General features: G+C 66.9%; 19 protein-coding genes. 7 read left to right on the top strand and 12 right to left on the bottom strand.

All coding sequences use genetic code 11. From position 1 onward, the window contains the following. Window positions 1-3: 3 nt before the first annotated feature. Window positions 4-1,083 carry a M14 family metallopeptidase gene (locus tag ACP15H_RS23320; RefSeq protein WP_425068520.1) on the bottom strand — a complete coding sequence of 360 codons (1,080 nt, stop codon included), beginning with the start codon at window positions 1,081-1,083 and terminating at the stop codon, window positions 4-6. Continuing rightward, window positions 1,080-2,405: an NAD(P)/FAD-dependent oxidoreductase gene (locus ACP15H_RS23315; protein WP_425068519.1), complete on the bottom strand. Its 1,326-nt coding sequence runs from the start codon at window positions 2,403-2,405 to the stop codon at window positions 1,080-1,082. Before ACP15H_RS23315 ends, ACP15H_RS23320 begins: the two co-directional genes overlap by 4 nt. Window positions 2,406-2,506: 101 nt before the next feature. Here ACP15H_RS23315 and ACP15H_RS23310 point away from each other — a divergent pair, with 101 nt between their 5' ends. Further along, on the top strand, window positions 2,507-3,400 hold the full coding sequence (locus tag ACP15H_RS23310) for a LysR substrate-binding domain-containing protein (RefSeq protein ID WP_425068518.1): 894 nt from the start codon (window positions 2,507-2,509) through the stop codon (window positions 3,398-3,400). A gap of 25 nt (window positions 3,401-3,425) precedes the next feature. Here the strand turns inward: ACP15H_RS23310 and ACP15H_RS23305 are convergent, their stop codons facing one another. Genes ACP15H_RS23305 through ACP15H_RS23285 form a run of 5 tightly spaced genes read right to left on the bottom strand, consistent with a single transcriptional unit; the run spans window position 3,426 to window position 8,651 of the window. Beyond that, complete coding sequence (locus ACP15H_RS23305; RefSeq protein ID WP_425068517.1) at window positions 3,426-4,226, bottom strand: ABC transporter permease; 801 nt, start codon at window positions 4,224-4,226, stop codon at window positions 3,426-3,428. Next, on the bottom strand, window positions 4,223-5,062 hold the full coding sequence (locus tag ACP15H_RS23300) for an ABC transporter permease (RefSeq protein WP_425068516.1): 840 nt from the start codon (window positions 5,060-5,062) through the stop codon (window positions 4,223-4,225). The genes ACP15H_RS23305 and ACP15H_RS23300 overlap by 4 nt, the downstream gene beginning before the upstream one ends. Window position 5,063: 1 nt before the next feature. After that, complete coding sequence (locus ACP15H_RS23295; protein ID WP_425068515.1) at window positions 5,064-6,509, bottom strand: amidase; 1,446 nt, start codon at window positions 6,507-6,509, stop codon at window positions 5,064-5,066. Between the two features lie 10 nt (window positions 6,510-6,519). Further along, window positions 6,520-7,605: an ABC transporter ATP-binding protein gene (locus tag ACP15H_RS23290; RefSeq protein WP_425068514.1), complete on the bottom strand. Its 1,086-nt coding sequence runs from the start codon at window positions 7,603-7,605 to the stop codon at window positions 6,520-6,522. Next, the gene (locus ACP15H_RS23285) at window positions 7,602-8,651 is read right to left on the bottom strand and encodes an extracellular solute-binding protein (RefSeq protein WP_425068513.1); all 1,050 of its coding nucleotides are present in this window, start codon (window positions 8,649-8,651) and stop codon (window positions 7,602-7,604) included. The genes ACP15H_RS23290 and ACP15H_RS23285 overlap by 4 nt, the downstream gene beginning before the upstream one ends. A 165-nt stretch (window positions 8,652-8,816) precedes the next feature. Between ACP15H_RS23285 and ACP15H_RS23280 the strand changes: the two genes are divergently transcribed. The 5 genes from ACP15H_RS23280 (at window position 8,817) to ACP15H_RS23260 (ending at window position 14,124) form a co-directional block, all read left to right on the top strand. Then, window positions 8,817-9,881: an ABC transporter substrate-binding protein gene (locus ACP15H_RS23280; RefSeq protein ID WP_425068512.1), complete on the top strand. Its 1,065-nt coding sequence runs from the start codon at window positions 8,817-8,819 to the stop codon at window positions 9,879-9,881. Window positions 9,882-9,928: 47 nt separating this feature from the next. Next, on the top strand, window positions 9,929-10,933 hold the full coding sequence (locus ACP15H_RS23275; RefSeq protein WP_425068511.1) for an ABC transporter ATP-binding protein: 1,005 nt from the start codon (window positions 9,929-9,931) through the stop codon (window positions 10,931-10,933). A 132-nt stretch (window positions 10,934-11,065) separates the two neighbouring features. Continuing rightward, a complete protein-coding gene (locus ACP15H_RS23270; protein WP_425068510.1) occupies window positions 11,066-11,875 on the top strand; it encodes an ABC transporter permease in 810 nt (269 codons plus the stop codon). Continuing rightward, window positions 11,872-12,663, top strand: coding sequence for an ABC transporter permease (locus ACP15H_RS23265; RefSeq protein ID WP_425068509.1), 792 nt, complete (start codon window positions 11,872-11,874; stop codon window positions 12,661-12,663). Before ACP15H_RS23270 ends, ACP15H_RS23265 begins: the two co-directional genes overlap by 4 nt. 129 nt (window positions 12,664-12,792) lie before the next feature. After that, window positions 12,793-14,124: an NAD(P)/FAD-dependent oxidoreductase gene (locus tag ACP15H_RS23260; protein WP_425068508.1), complete on the top strand. Its 1,332-nt coding sequence runs from the start codon at window positions 12,793-12,795 to the stop codon at window positions 14,122-14,124. Between the two features lie 130 nt (window positions 14,125-14,254). Here the strand turns inward: ACP15H_RS23260 and ACP15H_RS23255 are convergent, their stop codons facing one another. Continuing rightward, a complete protein-coding gene (locus tag ACP15H_RS23255) occupies window positions 14,255-15,856 on the bottom strand; it encodes an ABC transporter substrate-binding protein (RefSeq protein ID WP_425068507.1) in 1,602 nt (533 codons plus the stop codon). A gap of 179 nt (window positions 15,857-16,035) precedes the next feature. Here ACP15H_RS23255 and katG point away from each other — a divergent pair, with 179 nt between their 5' ends. Continuing rightward, a complete protein-coding gene (katG, locus tag ACP15H_RS23250; protein WP_425068506.1) occupies window positions 16,036-18,219 on the top strand; it encodes a catalase/peroxidase HPI in 2,184 nt (727 codons plus the stop codon). A 209-nt stretch (window positions 18,220-18,428) separates the two neighbouring features. Here the strand turns inward: katG and ACP15H_RS23245 are convergent, their stop codons facing one another. The 4 genes from ACP15H_RS23245 to cobT form a co-directional block, all read right to left on the bottom strand. After that, window positions 18,429-19,049, bottom strand: a complete 621-nt coding sequence (locus ACP15H_RS23245) for a hypothetical protein (RefSeq protein ID WP_425068505.1) — start codon at window positions 19,047-19,049, stop codon at window positions 18,429-18,431. Between the two features lie 69 nt (window positions 19,050-19,118). Next, a complete protein-coding gene (locus ACP15H_RS23240) occupies window positions 19,119-19,646 on the bottom strand; it encodes a hypothetical protein (RefSeq protein WP_425068504.1) in 528 nt (175 codons plus the stop codon). Between the two features lie 20 nt (window positions 19,647-19,666). After that, on the bottom strand, window positions 19,667-20,128 hold the full coding sequence (locus ACP15H_RS23235; RefSeq protein WP_425068503.1) for a nuclear transport factor 2 family protein: 462 nt from the start codon (window positions 20,126-20,128) through the stop codon (window positions 19,667-19,669). After that, window positions 20,121-21,143 (bottom strand): nicotinate-nucleotide--dimethylbenzimidazole phosphoribosyltransferase, encoded by a 1,023-nt coding sequence (gene cobT, locus ACP15H_RS23230; protein ID WP_425068502.1) that lies wholly within the window; start codon window positions 21,141-21,143, stop codon window positions 20,121-20,123. The genes ACP15H_RS23235 and cobT overlap by 8 nt, the downstream gene beginning before the upstream one ends. Window positions 21,144-21,174 lie beyond the last annotated feature (31 nt).

Raw genomic sequence — 21,174 nt, 5'->3', positions numbered from 1 at the left:
TCCCTAGATTTGTTCGTTTGCGAGCCCGTTGATCGTCTGCAGGGCGTGGGCCCGGAACTGGCCGAGGATCATGCCCTTCCAGTCGTCGGCATCGACATAGAAGGCGTCGCGCACCGCCCGCCTGATGTCCTTCACGAGAGGTGCCGGCGCATCGGGATGCCCCGCCAGCCAGGCCTCGCCGCGCAGCGCGTGACGCACCACGGGGTTGGGCACGGTGCCGTATTCCAGCGTCGTCGGCGTGATCGCGGCGCCGGGACATTCCTCCGGCGCGCAGCCGGTGATGTGCCCGACCGTGCGCGGCGACACCGACTCGGTCGCCGTGCTCACGATCAGGTCGCTCCCCCACCAGGCTTTTGCACGTCTCGTGGTTTCTTCGGAATGACGGCCGAAGATCTTCTCGCCATGACCATAAGGTCCCAGGCCGGTATGGACGTCGATCCAGGCGATGTGCCGCTTGTTCGGGCCATGAGCGCGCAGGATCGAGCGGATCGTGGCGTTGCTCCAGGCAGGTGCCGTGCCGCTGTAGAAGAGCCCGTCCGCATGCTTCGCCTGGCCGCTCGACACGCCGGGATTGCGCTGGCCTGCAAGGCGCGCCATCGCGGTGGTGAGGCGCTCCTCGTTGTCGGCGGAGGGCGGCCAGGTCGCCGGCACCAGCAGGTCGTGGATCTGCTCGTACACCGGGTTGTCGGGATAGGGTTGGGAGAAGTCTCCGAAGTTGCGGTTGAGGTCGATGTTGTCCTCGTTCGTCCGCTTCAGGTGCGAGAATCCGAACGGGTTGACGGCATGGATCAGCAGAAGCGCGATCCCGCGATCGGCCGCCCGCTTCGCCAGATCGTCATTCAGCAGCGCGAGCTGGCAGGCCGAGCCGGAGAAGCCTTCCGGACCGTGCGTGCCCGAGCTGACGATGAACAGTTTGCTTGCGTCGGCGGGCCCGAGCAGGGCCGTGTCGGTGGCGATTTCCTCACCCGCCGCGCCCTTCAACGGATGGACGTGATGGCGGACGCCGGCCCCGGCTTTGGTCGAGGCGTCGAGGAAGCGCTGGCGCGCTTCTTCGTAGTCGGCGGAAAAGAACGAGGCGCTCATCTGACCTTCTCGTCGATGTAGTCCAGGGTACGGAAGGCGCCACCGATCATCGGTAGGAACCAGGGCTTGCCGGAATAGAGGGGAATGGACGGCAGTTCCGTCCCGGCGAAGGGCACCTTGCCATGCAGGCGCCCGGCGATCGATTGCCCCATCGCATTGCCGAGGAACGGCATCATCGACACGCCCGAGCCGTTGCAGCCCAGCACGAAGTGCAGCCCGTCGAGCTCGCCGGCATGCGGCAGTGCGTCGTAGGTGAAGGCGACGTTGCCCTGCCAGGTGTGGGTGACCTTGGTGTCGGCGAGTTGCGGCAGCCGTTCGACGAGCGCCTGGTGCAGGAGCTGGGCGCGGAGTTCGGCGTCGATTTCGGTGAAGCGGGCACGCCCGCCGAAGATGACGCGCTTTCCGTCGGGCGAGATCCGGTAGTAGTGCAGCACGCGCCGCGTCTCGGAGAAGGTGCGCCCCTTCGGGCAGATCTCGCGAATCAGGTCCGCCGGCAGCTCTTCGGTCGCGATGATGTGGCTGGCGATCGGCACCAGCCGCTTCTGCAGCCGCGGCGTGACGCCCGACGTGTAGCCGTTGGTCGCGACGACGACGTGGCGCGCGCGGACCTCGCCCATGCTGGTGCTGACCCGCCAGCCCTCGCCGTCGCGGGCAAGCCCGGTGGCGCGGCAATGGCCGGCCAGGGTCACCGAATTGCGCCGGCGCACCGCTGCCAGCAGGCCGCCGTAGAACAGGGCCGGATGCAGCTTGCCCGCGCTCTCGAACACCATGCCGCCATGATAGAAGTCGCTGCCGATCTCCTCGCGCTGCTCTTCGCGGGTGATCAGCCGGCAGTCCGTGGCGCCGCCGTCGCGCAGCTTGGCGAAGCGCGTGCGCAGCCCTTCATAGTGCGAGGCGGCACAGGCGCCGAGGAAACGGCCGCGCTGCTCGAGGTGGCACTCGATTTTCTCCTGCTCGACCAGATCGATCAACGCGCGATAGGCATCGATCGCCCAGCCCACCACGTCGCGCACCAGACCGGGCGAATAGTCGAGCGTGCGGCCGGTGAAGCTCTTGCCGATCGACAGGCCGGCGCTCAGCGCGCCGCCGCTGCGCGTCGAGGCGCCCGAGCCGAACTCGTCGGCTTCCAGCACGACGCTCTGCACGCCGCCGTCGGCCAGCGCGCGGGCCGTGGCGAGGCCGGCATAGCCGCCGCCCACGACCACGACATCGGTACGGGCGGGCAGCGAGGGCGCGGTGATGGCTTGCGGACGGAAGGCCTGCCACCAGTAAGGCTCGTCCTTGAAGTCGCTTGCAAAAATCGACTGATTAACCGCAGGCATGACAGGGCTCACACGCAAAAACGTTGACAGGAATGAGTAAAGGCTTGAGCCGCGAAGCGGTCAAAGTCATTGTCCGACGGGGTTAAGTCGTCGAGGTTATGATGATCACGTCGCGTCAGCTCGAAGCCTTTCGCGCCATCATGGCGCATGGAACGGTGACCGCCGCCGCGGAGCGTCTGGGTGTCTCGCAGCCGGCGGTGAGCAAGATCCTGGCGGGGCTGGAGCACGAGATCGGCTATCCCCTGTTCACCCGCATCAAGCGACGACTGGCGCCGACCAGCGAGGCCCGGCTCCTCGAACAGGAAGTGGCGCGGCTCTATCACAGCCTGGAGCGCGTGACCGACGTGGCGCGGGAAATCCGGGAGCGTCAGATCGGCGACCTGTTGATCTACTCGACGCCGGCGCTCGGCCGCAGCGTCCTGCCGGACGTCATGGCCACCTTCATGAAACGCCATGCCAAGGCGCACATCGTCTTCCAGGTCCGCAGCTCGACCTACATCAACCAGAAGATGGTCGACCAGCAGATCGACCTCGGCTTCTCGATGATGCCGTTCGAGCATCCTGCCATGGTGACGGAGGAGCTGAGCCGCGCCGCCGCCGTCTGCGTGCTGCCGGGCGGCCATCGGCTGGCACGGCGCAAGGTGATCCGGCCCGCCGACCTGCGCGGCGAACGCTTCCTGTCCTTCCCGCTCGATGGCCGCATGCGCCATCTGATCGATGCCGCCTTCGAGCAGGAGCGGATCGAGCGCCAGCTGCAGATCGACGTCTACTCCTCCGCCGATGCCTGCGCGCTCGCCGCGCGCGGCCTCGGCGTCTCGATCGTCGACCCGTTCACCGCCCGCGATTATCTCGGCGCCGGCATCGCGGTCGTGCCGTTCGAGCCGCGGATCCGTTATCTCTTCCGCGCGATGCGGCCGCGCCATCGCAAACCCTCGCGACTGGCCGACGCGTTCCTCGATGCCGTGAAGGCGCACATGAAGGCGAAGGGGTGGTAGGCCCGAGCGAAGCTCGGGCCAAAAGCTAGGCCGGGTCATGGGCCACGAAGAATTCGAGGCCGATCAGCCGTTCCAGCAGCATGACGACCACCAGCGTCACCACGACGGTCGCGGTCGAGATGGCCGCCAGCACCGGCGAGGCATTCTCCTGGATGAACGCATAGATCTGGACCGGCAGGGTCGTGACCTGCGGTCCGGTGAGGAACATCGTGATGGTCACCTCGTCGAACGAGATGATGAACGAGAAGAGCAGCGCGGTGACGAGGCCCGAACGGGCCAGCGGCAGGGCGATGCCGAGCGCGATGCGTCGTTCGTCGGCGCCCAGCAGCGAGGCGGCCTCGACGATCTCGCCGTCGATCCGCTGCAGGGCGACGACGATCGGCCGCCAGGCGAAGGGCAGGGTGCAGACGATATGGGCGATGACGATGCCGGTGGCCGAACCGAGATAGCCCGCCATCGCCAGGACGTTCACCAGCGCCACGCCCAGCGCGGCATGCGGGAAGAACAGCGGCGACATGACGGCCAGCTCGAAGGCCGGCAGCCAGCGCGGCCGCAGCCGGTGGCAGGCATAGGCGCCGGCGAAGGCGATGGCGGTGACGAGCACGGATACCACCGCCGCGATCCCGAGGCTGGTGGCGAAGGCCTCGATCCAGCGCGGATCGGTGGCGGCCTCGGCATACCAGCGCAGGCTGAGTTCGCCCGGCGGGAATCGGAGATAGCCGGCGGCGGCGAACGAGGTGGCGCCGATCACCAGGATCGGGAGGGGCAGGAACAGCAGCAGCGCGAACGACGCGGCGCGGCCCAGCTTCACGATCGGGGCGTTCATCGGTCGGCCTTCGGCACCAGGGCCGCCTCGAGCATGCGCAGGAGGGCGAGACCCAGCCCGCTCAGCAGCAGCAGGCAGATCGCCCAGGCCGACGCCTTGCTCATGTTGAAGTTGTAGACGACCTCTTGATAAATCTGCGTGCCCGCCATCTTCTGGCGGATGCCGCCCAGCAGGATCGGCGTCACGATGGCGCCCATCGAGGTGAGGAAGGTGATGCCGAGTCCGGTGAAGACCCCGGGCAGCGAGAGCGGCAGCACGACGCGACGCCAGGTCTCGAAGCCGCCGGCGCCCAGCGATTCGCTCGCTTCCTCCAGCCGGTTGTCGATCTGCAGCAGGACCGAGAGCGTGGCGATGACGGAGAAGGGCATCAGCACATGGGTCAGGCCGATCACCACGCCGAGATCATTGAAGATCAGCGGCAGCGGCGACTGGATGACACCGGCCCACTTGAGCGTCTCGTTGAGGAAACCCTTGGGGCCGAGGATCACCAGCCAGCCATAGGTACGCACCACGAGGCTGACGAGCCACGGCACCAGCACGATGACCAGCAACAGGTTACGCCAGCGCGGCAGGCGCCACAGCAGCCACGCGATCGGATAGGCCAGCACGGCCGCGGCGACCGCCACGATGGCGGCGATCGACACGGTGCGCAGGAAGACGTCGTGATAATCGGCGCGTTCGAGGATCTGCCGGAAGTAGACCAGCGAGAAGCCGTCCTTGCCCCAGAAGGCATGGAAGAGGAGCAGCGCCACCGAGCCCAGGAACAGGGCGAGCACCAGCAGGGCCGGCAGCAGCAGCCAGCCCAGGCCTTTGGGAGCGGAGGTGGCGCCGCGCATCTCAGGCGCCGGCTGCGAAGCCCGGCGGAAACGCCGCCGAGGCGCCGGTCTCGGCGTCGAAGGCCTGGGCGAGGCCGATCAGATGGGCCTCGGCATACCACGGCGCCACGAACTGGATGCCGATCGGCAGGCCCGCCTTCGAATGGCCGAAGGGGATCGAGATCGCCGGATGGCCGGTCATGTTGAAGGGGATCGTGTAGGTGTACCAGGCGGATCGCAGGTCGCCGAGCGGCTTGCCGTCGACCACCAGCGGCTCGAACTGGTTCTGGCTGGCGAGCGGCGCCGGCGTGGCGACGGTCGGGGTGAGCAGCAGGTCGCAGTCGGCGAACAGGCGCTGGACGGACTTGAAGGCGGTGGTGCGGTCGACCAGCGCGCGGCGCAGCGCCACGACATCGACGGCATTGCCTTCGTCGAGCGTCCGGGCGAACGACGGATCGAGCTCGCCGCGCCGGTTCTTCAGGATGTCGGCGAAGCGCTCGATCTGGTTGGCGCGCAGGATGATGCGCGCCACGTCGAGCTTCCAGTCGATCTCGCGCCCGTCCAGCTCCTTGATGTGGGCGCCCTTCTTGTCGAGGAAGGCGAGCGCTGCATCGAGGCGCGCCTCCGTGTCGGGATCGAGATAGCCGCCGGTCATGCGGCGGATGACGGTGATGCGCCGGCCGGCGATCGGATGTTCGCCGGATTCGTCGGGCCAGGCGAAGGGCTCGCGGCCGATGGCGAGCGTCCAGGGATCGTCGCGATGGCCGCGCGACATCGAGGCGAGGCCGGCGCCGAGATCGCCCGGATGGCGCGCCATCACGCCGAGATAGGTGAGCTGGCCGAACTGGTCGGGCGGCACCTCGTGCGGCACGCGGCCCAGGGTCGCCTTCAGCCCGTAGACGCCGCAGCAGGCGGCGGGAATGCGGCCCGAGCCGGCCCCGTCGGTCGACATGGCGATCGGACCGAGACCCAGCGCCACCGAGACGGCCGCGCCGCCGCTCGAGCCGCCGCTCGTATGCTCGCGGTTCCAGGGGTTGCGCGTGATGCCATGCAGCGGGCTGTCGGTCAGCACCTTGTGGCCGAACTCCGGCGTCGTCGTCTTGGCGAACAGGACGGCATCGGCGGCGCGCCACTGGGCGATCGCCTCGGCATCCATCGACGGCACGTTGTCCTTCATCGTGACCGAGGCGAAGGCGGTGCGCAGGCCCTTGGTCAGGATCAGGTCCTTGGCGGAGACCGGCACGGCGGCCAGGGCTCCGAACGACTCACCCTTCTTGCGCCGAGCATCGAGCGCGTCGGCGGCCGCGCGGGCGCCCTCGGCATCGAGCGTCGCGATCGGGTTGAAGGGCTCGGCCTTCTTCGTGCGCGCCAGCAGCCCCTCGACGATGTCGCGTGCGGCAACCTTGCCGGAGGTGAAGGCTTCTACGTGGTCTGCGACGGTGCGGCCGGCGAAATCCTGAGCGGGCATGATCGTTCTTTCAGGTTGAGGCGAAGAGCGTGAATGTGTCCGACGGAACCGAGAGGTGCGCCGTCTTTCCTTCGGCGAGTTCCGCCATGTGCGGCGTGTCGGCCATGGTCAACGCGGTGAGGGGACCCAGCGGCGTATCGAGAACGGCCTTCACGGTGGGGCCGAGGCGATGCAACGCCGAAACGCGCCCCTCGAGCGACAGCGCGCCCGCCTGGGTTGCTCCCAGCCGCACCGACTCGGGCCGGCAGGCGAGCTGGCAGGCCTGACCCACCGAGGCGGTGCCGACGACGGACGCGCGGGGAACGGAGATCGCCCGTCCCCCCACCGAGACCGACACCGACGTGGCATCGACCGTCTCGATGCGGCCGTCCATCATGTTGATGTCGCCCACGAAGCGCGCGACGAAGGGCGAGGCGGGACGGCGATAGATCTCGCCGGGCGTGCCGACCTGCTGTACGTGCCCGCCATTCATCACGACGATCGTGTCGGAGAGCATCGTCGCCTCTTCCTGGTCGTGCGTGACGAAGACGAAGGTCGTGGCGAGCTGGCGCTGGATCGACTTGAGTTCGACCTGGAGCTGGCGGCGAAGCTGCAGATCGAGCGCGCTCAGCGGTTCGTCGAGCAGCAGGATCGCGGGTTCGAGCGCCAGCGAGCGCGCCAGCGCCACGCGCTGCTTCTGACCGCCGGAGAGCTGTCCGATGCGCCGCCGCTCGAAGCCGGCCAGGCCCACCAGGCCGAGGAAGCGCGAGACGCGGCTTGCGATCTCGGCCGCAGCCGTGCCGCGGATCCGCATGCCGTAGGCCACGTTCTCGAAGACGTCGAGATGCGGGAACAGCGCCAGGTTCTGGAACACCATGCCGAGCGGGCGGCGCCGTGGCGGCACGCCCTGCATGGGCGCGCCGTCGATGGCGATGGTGCCGCGGCTGGGTTCGAGGAAGCCCGCGATCAGGCGCAGCAGGGTGGTCTTGCCGCAGCCCGAGGGGCCGAGCAGGGTGACGAAGCTGCCGCCTTCGATCTCGAGATTGACCTCGTGCAGGACCGTCGCGGTGCCGAACGCCTTGCCGACCCCCGTGATCGAGATCGTTCCCCGGCTCACTGCTTGACGCCGGACATGAGCTTCTCGGCGCGGTCGACCCGCGCCTCGTTGTGCTCCACCACGATGCGCCAGTCGGGCGAGTAGAGCGACTTCACGATGTCGTCGTAGGGCTGGCCCAGCGTCTTCTGCAGGTCCTCGGGCAGCTTGACCTTGGAATTCATGGGCAGCCAGCCGTCGAGCAGGGCCGCGCGCAGCTGCGGCTCGGCGCCGGCGATGTAGTTCATCCAGACCAGCGACTTGTCGAGGTTCTTGGCGCCTTTCGGCACCACCACCACGTAGGGCAGCATCAGCGCGCCTTCCTTGGGGATCACGATGCCGACATTGGACGCGCCCTGGCGGCGAAGCGCCCAGACACGCGAGGCATAGAAGGGAACCGCCGCGACCTCGCCCCGCGTCAGCAGCGTGTTCATGTGCGCGAGCGAGGTGTAGGTCGCCAGCACGTTCGGCACGATCTTCTCCAGCAGCTTGAAGCCCGGATCGATGTCCTTCTCGCTGCCGCCCATCGCCTTGGCCATGATCACCGCGTCGTAGGGTGCGAGATAGACCGGCCGGGTCAGCGACAGCTTGCCCTTCCACTTCGGATCGGCCAGCCCCTGCCAGGAGGCGAAGTCTTCCGGCTTGGCGAGGTCGGTGTTGTAGGCGATCCCGTAGTAGGTGAAGTAGACCGGCAAGCCGACGTGACGGCCGGCCTTGTCCTTGGTCAGGAACTTCGGATCGACGTCGGCAATTCCCGTGAGCTGCTTGTCGTCGAAGCTTTCGATGAGGCCCGCGTTGGACAACGCGATCGCCTCGAAATAGGTGACCAGCGCCAGACTGTACTGGCCGGCCGCCGCCGGGGAACGCAGCGCACCGGCCGGATTCGGCACCTCGACCATCTTGATGGTGGAGCCGTTGCCGGGGTTGAACTGCTTGATGAAGGCCTCGCGCCAGGTGTTGGCGCCGCCGCCGCCCCACACCGCCATGGTGAGTTCCTGCGCAGCAGCACTACCCGCGCCCGCACAGGCGAGAACGGCGCCGCACATCAACGCCTTCAGTCGGTTCATCATCGCTGGCCCCCGCCGTTGTCCCGTTTTGACAACGTTAGGCGCATCCTGCAGCGCGGGAGAAATTCATTCGTCCCGGCTGTTCATTCCAGAAGGTTATGGTGTTGGTTGTTGCTCCATGCAGATACCGCTTCTACAGTCGCGGGGGGATTTCGGAGGGGATACGCCATGGATACGAAGCGCCTGCATCGCCGCCACGCTCTCTCGCTGCTGGGAGGTGCCGCCGCGGTCGGCGCCGCCGGGCCCGCCTTCGCGCAGGCCGAGCCGGCCAAGCCCGCCCAGCTCGTCGTCAATCATTCCGGCGGGTCGATGGGCTCGGCGATGCGCAAGGCCTTCTTCAACGGCTTCGAGAAGAAGTACGGAATCAAGGTCGTCGAGACGAGCCCGGTCGATTTCGGCAAGCTCCGCGCAATGGTCGATTCCGGCAACGTCGAATGGGATCTGACCGAGATCGGCGGCCAGGATGCGATCCGCGCCGGCAAGGCCAACCTGCTGGACAAGATCGACCCGAAGGTCGTCGACCGCTCCAAGTATCCGCCCTCGGCGCAGAACCCCTACGTCTTCGCCTCGTCGGTCTATACGACCATCATCGGGTTCCGGAACGACGTGTTCAAGAACGGCAGCCAGCCCAAGAGCTGGGCCGACTGGTGGGACGTGAAGAAGTTCCCGGGCGCGCGCTCGATGCGCAACCATCCAACCGACAATCTCGAATTTGCGCTGATCGCCGACGGCGTGCCGAAGGACAAGATCTATCCGATCGACTTCGACCGGGCGTTCAAGAAGCTCGACCAGATCAAGCCGCACATCACCGTCTGGTGGTCGACCGGCCAGCAGCCCGCCCAGCTCCTGCTCGACAAGGAAGTCGTGCTGGCGACCGGCTGGAACGGCCGCTTCTACGACATCATCAAGAAGGGCGCGCCGGTCGGCATAGAATGGAACGAAGGGGCGCTGAAGCAGGGCAGCTTCGCCATCCCGCGCGGCGCCAAGAGCCCCTACTGGGCCAACAAGATGCTGGCCGAACTCGCCGTGCCGCAGCAGCAGGCCGTCTATGCCTCCGAACTCGGCTATCCCGGCCTCAACCTCGAATCGCTGAACTTCGTCGATCCGAAGGTGAAGCCCTTCCTGCCGACCGCCTATCTCGACCAGCAGTTCTGGGTCAGCGACGAATGGTACGCCGAGAACGGCACCAAGGCAGCCGAACTGTGGAACGCCTGGATGCTGAAGAAGGGCTGATCTCCTTGAGCGCAAGCGCGGGATCGGCCGACCTTCTCATCGAGGGCGTGGCCAGGCGTTTCGGAGAGGTGGTCGCCCTCGATCACGTCTCCCTGCAGGTGGCCCAGGGGGAGCTGCTGACCATTCTGGGGCCCAGCGGCTCAGGGAAGACGACCCTGCTCAAGGTCGTCGCGGGCTTCGAAACACCCGACGCCGGCCGCGTGACGGTGGGCGGTACCGACATCACCTCGCTGCCGCCGGCCCGGCGGGACATCGGCATGGTGTTCCAGAACTATGCGCTGTTCCCGCATCTCAGCGTCGCGGCCAACGTCGCCTTCCCGCTGGAGATGCGCAACGTCGCCAAGCCGGAGATCGAGCGGCGCGTCGCCGAGGCGCTGGCGATGGTCGAACTCAAGGGCTACGAGGCGCGGCTGCCGCGGCAGCTTTCGGGCGGTCAGCAGCAGAGGGTGGCGCTGGCGCGCGCCATCGTCTTCAACCCGCGGCTCCTGCTGCTCGACGAGCCGTTCGGCGCGCTCGACCGCAAGCTGCGCGAGACGATGCAGCTCGAAGTGCGCCGCCTGCAGCGCCGTCTCGGCCTCACCACCATCTTCATCACCCATGACCAGGAGGAGGCGCTGGTCCTCTCCGACCGCATCGCGGTGATGAACAGGGGCACGATCCAGCAGATCGCCACGACGACGGAGATCTACGAGCGGCCGGCCAACGATTTCGTCGCCGACTTCGTGGGCGAGAGCAACATCTTCCACGGCACGATGAGCGGGCCGGGCACGGTCACGCTCGACGGCGGGCGCCCGCTTCAGGTCCGCAGCGACAAGCCGGCGGGTACGAAGGTCGGCGTGCTGATGCGCCCCGAACGATTTGCTCCAACGGGCACCAACGCCTTCACCGGCGAGGTGATCGAATCGGTCTATCTCGGCACGTCGTTCAAGCTGCGGCTGGCCTGCGAGGGCGGCCTCGAACTGCTGGTGCGCCAGCCGGCACGCGGCGCGCTGCCCGCCGCCGGCACGCGCGTGACCGTCGGTATCGAGCCCGAGTCGATCCATGTGTTCTGAGAGCAAAACCCTTCGACCTCATCCTGAGGAGCATCGCGCAGCGATGCGTCTCGAAGGATGGGCCGCAGGAACGGTGCTCGTTCCCATCCTTCGAGACGGCGCTGCGCGCCTCCTCAGGATGAGGGTTGTTTCGTGAAGTCCCGCGGCCTTCTCCCCGCGCTGCCGGCGCTGATCCTGCTCTTCATCTTCTTCCTGTTCCCGGTCGTGCGCATGCTGGGCTTCAGCCTCGAAGGCGGGACGCTCGACTGGTACGCCAAGGCGCTGGGCGAGCAGCTCTATCTCCGCGTCTTCTGGAACACGTTCGAGATCGCGCTGCTGGTCACCTTTTTCTGCCTCCTGCTGGGCTATCCGCTGGGCTTCCTGATGGCCACGACCACGCCCTTCTGGGCGACCGTGGGCTTCATCTTCGTGCTGCTGCCGCTGTGGACCTCGGTGCTGGTGCGGACCTATGCCTGGATGGTGCTGCTGGGCCGCAACGGCGTCTTCAACCGCACCTTGATGGAGGCGGGCCTCATCAGCGATCCGATTCCGCTGCTGCACAATTTCACCGGCGTGCTGATCGGCATGGTGCATGTGCTGCTGCCCTACATGGTGCTGCCGATCTACGGCGCCGTCCGCAAGGTCGATCCCGCCATCCCGGCCGCGGCTGCCGGCCTCGGCGCGTCGAGCTTCGCGATCTTCCGGCGCATCTACCTGCCGCTCACGCTGAACGGTATCTTCGCGGGCTCGGTGCTGGTGTTCGTGCTGTCGCTGGGCTTCTTCATCACCCCGGCGCTGCTGGGCGGCGGCCGGGTCATGATGATCGCCGTGCTGATCGAGCAGCAGGTGCGCGAGGCGTTGAACTGGCCGTTTGCCGCCGCCCTTTCGGCCGTGCTGCTGGTCTTCACCTTCGCCGTCTATACGCTGGCCCAGCGCTTCACGCGAACGGAGGCGGCGCGATGACCCGCAGTCCGAGCCGGCGCCTTCTCGTCATTTCGTGCGGGCTCATCTACTTCTTCCTGATGCTGCCGCTGCTGGTCGTGTTCCCGATCTCGCTGTCGTCGGCGCCCTACATGCAGTTCCCGCCGCCCGGCCTCTCCTGGCAGTGGTACGAGCGCTATCTCGACGATCCGCAATGGATCGATGCGACCTGGCGCTCGCTCTACATCGGCAGCGCGACGGCGGTGTTCGCGCTGCTGCTGGGCGTGCCGCTGGCCTTCGCGCTGGTGCGTGGAAGGTTCTTCGGCCGCATCCTGATCGACCGGCTGGCGCTTGCGCCCGTGATCGTGCCGACCATCATCCTCTCGGTGGCGGTCTATGGCCTGTTCGCCAAGCTGAAGCTGATCGGCTCCTGGTACGGGCTGGTGATCGCCCACACGGTGCTGGCGCTGCCCTTCGTGGTGCTGGTGATCGGCGCGGGCCTGCGCGACTTCGACCGCTCGCTCGAACAGGCCGCCGAAGGGCTGGGCGCCAGCCGCTGGCGCACGCTGGCACGCATCACCCTGCCGTTGCTGCGTCCCAGCCTCGTCTCGGCGGGACTGCTCGCCTTCATTTCCTCATTCGACGAGGTCGTGGTGGCGCTGTTCCTGGCCGGCGCGAACATGACCCTGCCCAAGAAGATGTTCGACAACATCATGATGGAGATTGACCCGACCATCGCCGCCGTCTCGGTGATGCAGATCCTGCTGGTGTCGGTCGTGCTGGTGCTGATCGGCCGCTTCGGCCGGGGGCTGAAGGATAGTGCGAGATGACGATGTTGCCGACCCTTCGAGACGGCCGCGGAGCGGCCTCCTCAGGGTGAGGTGGGAGTGTAGTGAAACCCTCATCCTGAGGAGCGGTCCGAAGGACCGCGTCTCGAAGGATGGGCCAAGGAGCAGGTGATGGCCGACAGCGTCTTCCACAAGGATTTCAAGGCGACGCCCTGGTGGTGGGAATGGTGGCATCCCTCCAACGAGCTGAGCCAGGATCCGCCGCTCAAGACCGACGTGCTGGTGGTGGGCGCGGGCTATGGCGGCCTGTCGACCGGGCTCGAGCTGGCGCGCTCGGGCGTCGACGTCACGGTGCTGGAGCGCGGCGATTTCGGCGTCGGCGCCTCGACCCGCAACGGCGGCGGCGTCAGCGGCGGAACGACCATGGGCAAGGGCTTCTCCGGCAAGGGCGTCGGCGGCGATCCCGAGGCCTGGAAGAAGGTGATGGCGCGCATGCTGAGCGACGCCGCCGATTCGCTGAGCCAGGTCGAGACCGTGATCCAGCGCGAAGGCATCGAATGCCATTGGCGCATGAACGGCCGCTTCAGCGGCGCCTACACGCCGCGCCACTTCGCCGAACAGCAGGCCAAGGTCGCGACCTACAACGAGCAGGCGGCGTTGGGCACCTACATGATCCCGCGCGAGCGCCAGCGCGAGGAGATCGCCTCGGACTACTACTATGGCGGCATGGTCGTGGAACGCACCGGCCAGCTTCATCCCGCGCTCTATTACGGCGGGCTGCTGAAGGCCGCGCACCGTGCCGGCGCCACGCTCTGCGCCAATTGCGATGCCGAGAAGATCGAACGCAAGCCGGGCGGGTTCCGGATTCTCACCAGCAAGGGCCCGATCGAGGCGCGCGAGGTGGTGATCGCGACCAACGGCTACACGACCGAGCTCACGCCGACGCTGCGGCGCAAGCTGGTGCCGGTCGCCAGCCACATCATCGCGACCGAGGAGCTGCCCGAGGATCTGGTGCAGAGCCTGATCCCGAAGAACCGCGTGGTCTCCGATACCAAGCGCGTGCTCTGCTACTACCGCCAGTCGCCCGACAACAAGCGCGTGATCTTCGGCGGCCGCGCCCGCTTCACCCAGGTGACGCCCGAGGTCAGCGCGCCGGTGCTGCACGGCTACATGCTGGAGCGCTGGCCGCAGCTCAAGGGCGTGAAGGTGACGCACGCCTGGACCGGCAACGTTGCCTTCGCCTTCGACTTCCTGCCGCACATGGGCATGGAGCAGGGCATGCACTATCTGATGGCCTGCAACGGCTCGGGCGTCGCGATGATGTCCTATCTCGGCTACCAGACGGCGCGAAAGATCGCCGGCGGCTCGAACGCGCCCGTCAACGCCTTCGACGGCCAGGATTTCCCGACCGTGCCCTTCTACAGCGGCAATCCCGAATGGGTGCTGCCCTTCGTCGGCGCCTGGTACCGCACCCGCGACTGGTGGGACCGGGTGCGGGCTTGAGGCCGCTCTCTCAGCTCTTTCTCCTCTCCCCCGCTAGGGGGAGAGGCTGGGTGAGGGGGCGACGCACCGACTTACGCGTGTAACCCCCTCACCTAACCTCTCCCCCGATCGGGGGAGAGGAACGTGAGGTCTACTTCATCGTGATCGGCGAGAAGTCCTGGAACCAGTTCTGGGCCTGGATGAAGCCCGTGACCTTGGGCGACAAAGCACGCGGCGCGACGTCATGCGTCACGAACAGGAACAGCGCGTCGTCGACGATCTTCTCGTGGACCTTCTTCAGCGCCTCGTCCTGCGCCTTCTGGTCGAAGGTCGTGCGCGCCTTCTCCAGCAACGCGTCCATGCCGGGGTCCTGGTAGAAGCCCCAGTTGGTGCCGTTGGGCGCCACCAGCTTCGAATCGAGATGGCGGATGAAGGCGGTGAAGGGATCCTGGATGAAGTAGCTGAAGTTCAGCGCACTGGCGCCCTTGGCCTGATCCGACTTCGCGCCGGCCCGCCACAGGTTGATCAGCGTGTTCCACTCGGCGACCTCGAACTCGATCTTGATGCCGACATCGGCCAGGTTCTGCTGGATGTACTCGTTCATCGGCAGCGGCAGCATCTGGCCCGAGCCGGAGCTCGAGATCAGCACCTTCGCGGTGACCGGCTTGGCCGGGCTGAAGCCCGCCTCGGCCAGCAGCTTCTTCGCCGCCTCCGGATCGAACTTCACGTCGAAGCTCGGGCTGCCGAACCACTGGCTGCCCGGCGTGAGGAAGCCCTTGGCGGGAATCATCATGCCCTTCAGCAGCACCTTCAGCCCCTCGCGGTCGACGGCGAGGTTGGCCGCCTTGCGGACGCGGATGTCCTTCCACGGCGAGCCGTCGGCGAAGGAGAGGTGCCAGGTCCAGTTGTGCGGATAGGCGTTGCTGATGATCTTGAAGCCGGCCTTCTCCAGGCTCGGCACGGCGTCGGGCGAGGGCGCCTCGATCCAGTCGACCTGGCCCGAGCGCAGCGCCGCCGTGCGGGTCGCGGGCTCGGGGATCGGCAGCAGCACCATCTTGTCGAGCTTCGGCACGCGGGCCTTGTCCCAATAGTCCTTGTTGGGCGACAGCTCGGCGCGGGTCTGCGGCTGGAAGGCGGTGAGCTTCCACGGGCCGGTGCCCGACGGCGTCTGGGCGAACTTGTTCCAGTCCTTGCCGACCTTCTCCCACTGCGTCGGGCTCGACATCATCACCCAGGAGATCTGGTAGGGCAGGAAGGCGTCGGGCGTCTTGGTCGTGATCTCGACCGTCTTGTCGTCGATCACCTTGTAGGAGGCGACGGCGGGAATGCGCGAGCGGCCCTGCGCCGCCTGCTTGGGGTCGAACTGCGGCGACTTGTCGTTCAGCAGCTTCTCGAGGTTCCAGACCACGGCATCGGCCTTGAAGTCGCTGCCGTCATGGAACTTCACGCCGTCGCGCAGGGTGAAGGTCCAGCGCGTCGGATCGGCCTCGTCGACCTTCCACGAGGTGGCGAGGCCGGGCACCAGCACCGAGGCCTTGTCGGCGGAGGACAGGTCCCAATTGATCAGCCCGTCATAGAGCGTGTAGCCCATGAACCGCATGCCTTCGCCGCCCTGGTCGGTCTGGCCGGTGGTCAGCGGAATGTCCGAAGCGGTCATGCCGATGCGCAGCGTGCCCTGCGCCAGGACCGGGGTCGCGGCCAGCGATGCCAGAAGGGCGACGGTGCCCAGAACGGCTTTTTTGGCGAGAATCATCACGAAGGTCCCTGTTTTCCTTGTGGTCGTTGTCCTCGCGGACGCCAGAACCATGCCAAAGGATAGGTGGCGCCTCCCTCCGGCCCGTTCGAAAGTGCCTCCGTTCGACAAAGAACGTGACTTCCAATTTAGAATCGTTCTAAACTAAGCTCGCGAGCCTAGAACATGAGGGATGGACGATGACGACCGAGAGCAAGTGCCCTTTCAGCGGTGCACCCAAGGGCCGGACCAACCGCGACTGGTGGCCCAACCAGCTCGACCTGCAGGTCCTGCACCAGCATTCCCCGCTCTCCAACCCGATGGGCGCGGCCTTCGACTACGCCAAGGCGTTCAACAGCCTCGACCTCGACGCCGTCATCAAGGACCTGAAGGCCCTGATGACCGATTCGCAGGACTGGTGGCCGGCCGACTTCGGCCATTACGGCCCGTTCTTCATCCGCATGGCCTGGCACAGCGCCGGCACCTATCGCGTCGGTGACGGCCGCGGCGGCGCCGGCGGCGGCCAGCAGCGCTTCGCCCCGCTGAATTCCTGGCCCGACAACGTCAATCTCGACAAGGCCCGCCGCCTGCTCTGGCCGATCAAGCAGAAGTACGGCGCGAAGATCTCCTGGGCCGACCTGCTGATCCTCACCGGCAACGTCGCGCTGGAATCCATGGGCTTCAAGACCTTCGGCTTCGGCGGCGGCCGGGCCGACACCTGGGAGCCCGAGCAGGACATCTACTGGGGCCCCGAGGGCAAGTGGCTGGCCGACGAGCGCTACAGCGGCGACCGCCAGCTCCAGGGCTCGCTGGGCGCCGTGCAGATGGGCCTGATCTACGTCAATCCCGAAGGCCCCAACGGCAACCCCGATCCGATCGCGGCGGCGCGCGACATCCGCGAGACCTTCGCGCGCATGGCGATGGACGACGAGGAGACGGTGGCGCTGATCGCCGGCGGCCACACCTTCGGCAAGACCCATGGCGCCGGTGACGCCGCCCTGGTCGGGCCGGAACCGGAAGCCGCGCCGATCGAGCAGCAGGGACTGGGCTGGAAGAGCAGCTTCGGCTCGGGCAAGGGCGCCGACCAGATCGGCAGCGGCCTCGAAGTCACCTGGACCACGACGCCGACCAAGTGGAGCAACAACTTCTTCGAAAGCCTGTTCGGCCACGAATGGGAGCTGACCAAGAGCCCGGCCGGCGCCCATCAATGGACGGCGAAGAACGCCCAGGCGACCGTGCCCGATCCGGCGGACCCGGCCGACCCCTCGAAGCGTCGCCTGCCCACGATGCTCACGACCGACCTGTCGCTGCGCTTCGACCCGGCCTACGAGAAGATCTCGCGGCGCTTCTTCGAGCACCCCGATCAGTTCGCCGATGCCTTCGCGCGGGCCTGGTACAAGCTCACGCACCGCGACATGGGCCCGATCGCGCGCTACCTCGGCCCGCTCGTGCCGAAGGAGCATCTGATCTGGCAGGACCCGATCCCCGCCGTCGACCATCCGCTGGTCGGCGAGGCCGAGATCGAGCAGCTCAAGGCCACGCTGCTGGCGTCGGGCCTCACCGTGTCGCAGCTCGTGACGACGGCCTGGGCCTCGGCCGCGACCTTCCGCGGCGCCGACAAGCGCGGCGGCGCCAACGGCGCCCGCATCCGCCTCGCGCCGCAGAAGGACTGGGCCGTCAACCAGCCGGCCGAACTCGCCACCGTCCTGGCGAAGCTCGAAGCGGTGCAGAAGGACTTCAATGCCTCCGCTTCGGGCGGCAAGAAGGTCTCGCTGGCCGACCTGATCGTGCTGGGCGGTGTCGCCGCCGTCGAGAAGGCGGCCAAGGATGCCGGCCATGACGTGAAGGTCCCCTTCACGCCGGGCCGCATGGACGCCTCGCAGGAGCAGACCGACGTGCACTCCTTCGAACCGCTGGAGCCGACGGCCGACGGCTTCCGCAACTTCGTCGGAACGAAGATGCCGCAATCGCCGGAGGAGCGTCTGGTCGATCACGCCCAGCGCCTCACCCTGACCGCGCCCGAGATGACGGTCCTGGTCGGCGGCCTGCGCATGCTGGGCGCCAACACGGGCAAGTCGAAGCACGGCGTCTTCACGTCGAAGACCGGGACGCTCAGCAACGACTTCTTCGTCAACCTGCTCGACATGGCGACCGAGTGGAAGCCGGTCGCCGGCGAGGAGGGCGTCTACGAGGGTCGCGACCGCACGTCCGGCGCCGTGAAGTGGACCGGCACGCGCGTCGACCTGATCTTCGGCTCGCACAGCCAGCTCCGCGCGCTGGCCGAGGTCTACGCCCAGTCCGACGCGAAGGAGAAGTTCGTGCAGGACTTCGTCGCCGCCTGGACCAAGGTCATGACCCTCGACCGCTTCGACCTCCACGCCTGAGCCGCGTGACTTGAAAACGAATAGCCCGCCCGGCGAGAGCCGTGGCGGGCTTTCTTTTTCATTCGTCGTCTCGAGCGAAGCCGCCCGCAGGGCGGCGCAGTCGAGGGACCTCTTTTCGTTTCAACGGATCGTGCGCCGAAAAAAGGTCCCTCGACTACGCTGCGCTCCGCTCGGGACGACGGCTTGCTTTGGTCGCGAGGCTCCCTTCTTCATTTTGGCCGGTTGGCATCTATGAACATGCTCGAGAGAATTCCGTCGCAATCAAAATTGAACTTTGCTGTCCAACCGGATCTCTTGTCGCCGAACATGTAGACGATTGTCTTGTCAGTAGACCAACAACTCGGGCCGGGGCCCCTATGCGGAGACGGAACTGGTTGAAGCGTTTCGGTCCAAGACTTCCCAAACTGCTGTTCGATCGCCGCGAGATCGATGCCGGCCGGTCGCTCTTGGAACAGCAAGTTGACCGATGCCTGTAGCTCTCCGTCGGGATGCATGGTCAATCTGCGAAGCTTCAATGGCATATTGTTCTGAGACGGCATCCACGGAAAATTGCTGACGCTCGCCCAATATGAGCCAATGATAACGTCATGCTTGCCGACCTCTACGCTCACATTGGAGCCACCAAAGGCGCGTTTTAGATTGTCTTCTGTGTAGAAGCCGGAATCGAGAATTCGGCCGGAAGCAGTCAGCTGTCTGATCGCACCGATGAGCTGCAGCGTATTTTGCGGTGTCTGAAATGACGACTCGGTCGGCGCTGACGGCGTGGGGGAGCATCCCGCGATCACGGCAAGGGCAATCAGTAGGCTCAGAGTTCTCGCTATCCTCGTCACGCTGCAACTCCCCAGTGGCTCTTGCCGGCGTCTATCGTCAAGGAAGTCGCGTCGCCCGATGAATCGGTCCTATTGGTGCCGCATGATCACGAGCGAGAGCGCCGCAATGACGAAGCAGCCAGTCGTCCATTTCAAACTCCTGACGATCTGCCGGCGTTGAGCGTCGCTCGTCGACTCGCCGCGCCGCTTTCGTAGCGCAGCACCGGCCAAGCACACCAGCAGCCACAACGCACAACCGAGGAAGGCGATCAGCGCGTTGCCAAACACTACGGCCGGCGCCGCGACGAAGGCTGGAGACTTGAAGGGCGATGGTCCGACGGCGCCGTCCCGCAAATGGACGTAGCCGGCGCCAGATACGACCATCACGGCGCCGGACGCGAAGGCGAAGAAGAAGTTGCGATAGTAGCGCGCCATCAGTTCCTTGCCGCGCTCTGTGTATGGGCCGCCGTCCCAAAGGCCTGGAAAGAATGACGTCTTGGAAGAAGGAAGCGGCTGCCGTTCGAGCCGGGCACCGAGTATCGCTGCCAGGGCCGCCACAACGAAGTAGAGAAAAGAGAACATCCCCAGGACGGTAAGGATGGCGAGCGCTAGTTTCATCAGCTTGCTATTCGATACGATCAGGATAGCCGCGTCGCCTGGCTCACCGCCAACTGCCACCCGTCCTGCGCCGTCACGTACACGCACACCCAGCGGAAGTCGTAGGTCTTCTGTTCCTTCACGTTGAGGATCGGGCTCTTGCCGGTGACGATCACGGTCGGGCCGGTGAAGACACGGAAGCTGAGGTCGGTGGCGGGGGCGGCTTCGATCAGCGGTTCGCCGGCCATCGCGGCGACCAGGCGGGCGTCCTTGTTGTCGAGTTTCCCCGAGCCGTGCGTGTGCGTGAAGCTGTCGGCGTAGAGCGGGCGCAGGGCGGCGAAGTCTTTCGCCAGCACGGCCTTCGCGAGCCTGGCGCGGAAGTCGGTGACTTCCTGGATGAACTTCTTCGCTTCCGCCGGGTCGGGTTGGCGCGGCGGATGGGCGAGGGCCTCAGGGGCCAACAGGAGGAGCGGGAGCGCTCCGATCAGGGTGCGTCTACGCATCCTTCGAGGATACGCCGGCCTCGGCGAAGGTCGCCATGCCGTTGTGGCAGGCGGCGGCGGCCTTGAGCAGCGGCACGGCGAGCGCGGCGGCCGAGGCTTCGCCCAGGCGCATGTCGAGGTCGAACAGCGGGCGCAGGCCCAGTTCGGCGAGCAGGCGCGTGTGGCCGGGCTCGGCCGAGCGGTGCGCGACCAGGCAGTGGTCGAGCGCGCGGCGGTCGACGGCACGCAGCACCGCGGCGGCGGCTGTGCAGGCGAAGCCGTCGAGCAGCACCGGGATGCGGCCCATGCGGGCGGCCACGATGGCGCCGGTCAGGGCGGCAAATTCCTCGCCGCCGACTGCGGCCAGCAGTTCGAGCGGATCGCGGCGGGCGATCGCCTCCTTGTGGAAGGCCAGCGCCTCGTCGATCACCGCGATCTTGTGCGCCAGCGCCTTGCCCGAGACGCCGGTGCCCGGCCCGGCCCAGTCGGCGCCCGTGCCGCCGAACAGCGCGGCGCAGAGCGTCGAGGCCACCGTCGTGTTGGCGATGCCCATTTCGCCCAGGCACATCACGTCGATGCCGGGTTCGGCCGCCATCATGCCGTAGGCCATGGCATTGGCGGCGCGCGTCTCGTCCATCGCCGGCCCTTGCGTGAAGTCGGCGGTCGGATGGTCGAGGTCGAGTTCGTAGATGCGCAGGTCGGCGTCGATCGCGGCGGCCAGCTGGTTGATCGCGGCGCCGCCGTTTGTGAAGTTCGTCACCATCTGCCGGGTGACTTCGGGCGGATAGGCCGAGACGCCGCGCGCGGCGACGCCATGGGTGCCGGCGAACACCGCGATGCGTGGCCGTTCGACCCGCGGCTGGGCGCGGCCCTGCCAGCAGGCCAGCCATTCGGCGATCTCCTCCAGCCGGCCGAGCGAGCCTTGCGGCTTGGTCAGCTCGGCCTGGCGGCGGACCACCTCGGTCTGGGCGGTGAGATCGGGTCCCGGCAGTTCGCGCAGGATCCGGCGCATTTCATCGAAGGAGGCAGCCGACATTGTTTGTCCGGGGGCATTCAGGAAGGGGCCG

The sequence above is a fragment of the Reyranella sp. genome (assembly GCF_965249915.1).
Classification (GTDB): Bacteria; Pseudomonadota; Alphaproteobacteria; order Reyranellales; family Reyranellaceae; genus Reyranella.
This window is presented reverse-complemented; position numbering and strand designations above follow the sequence as displayed.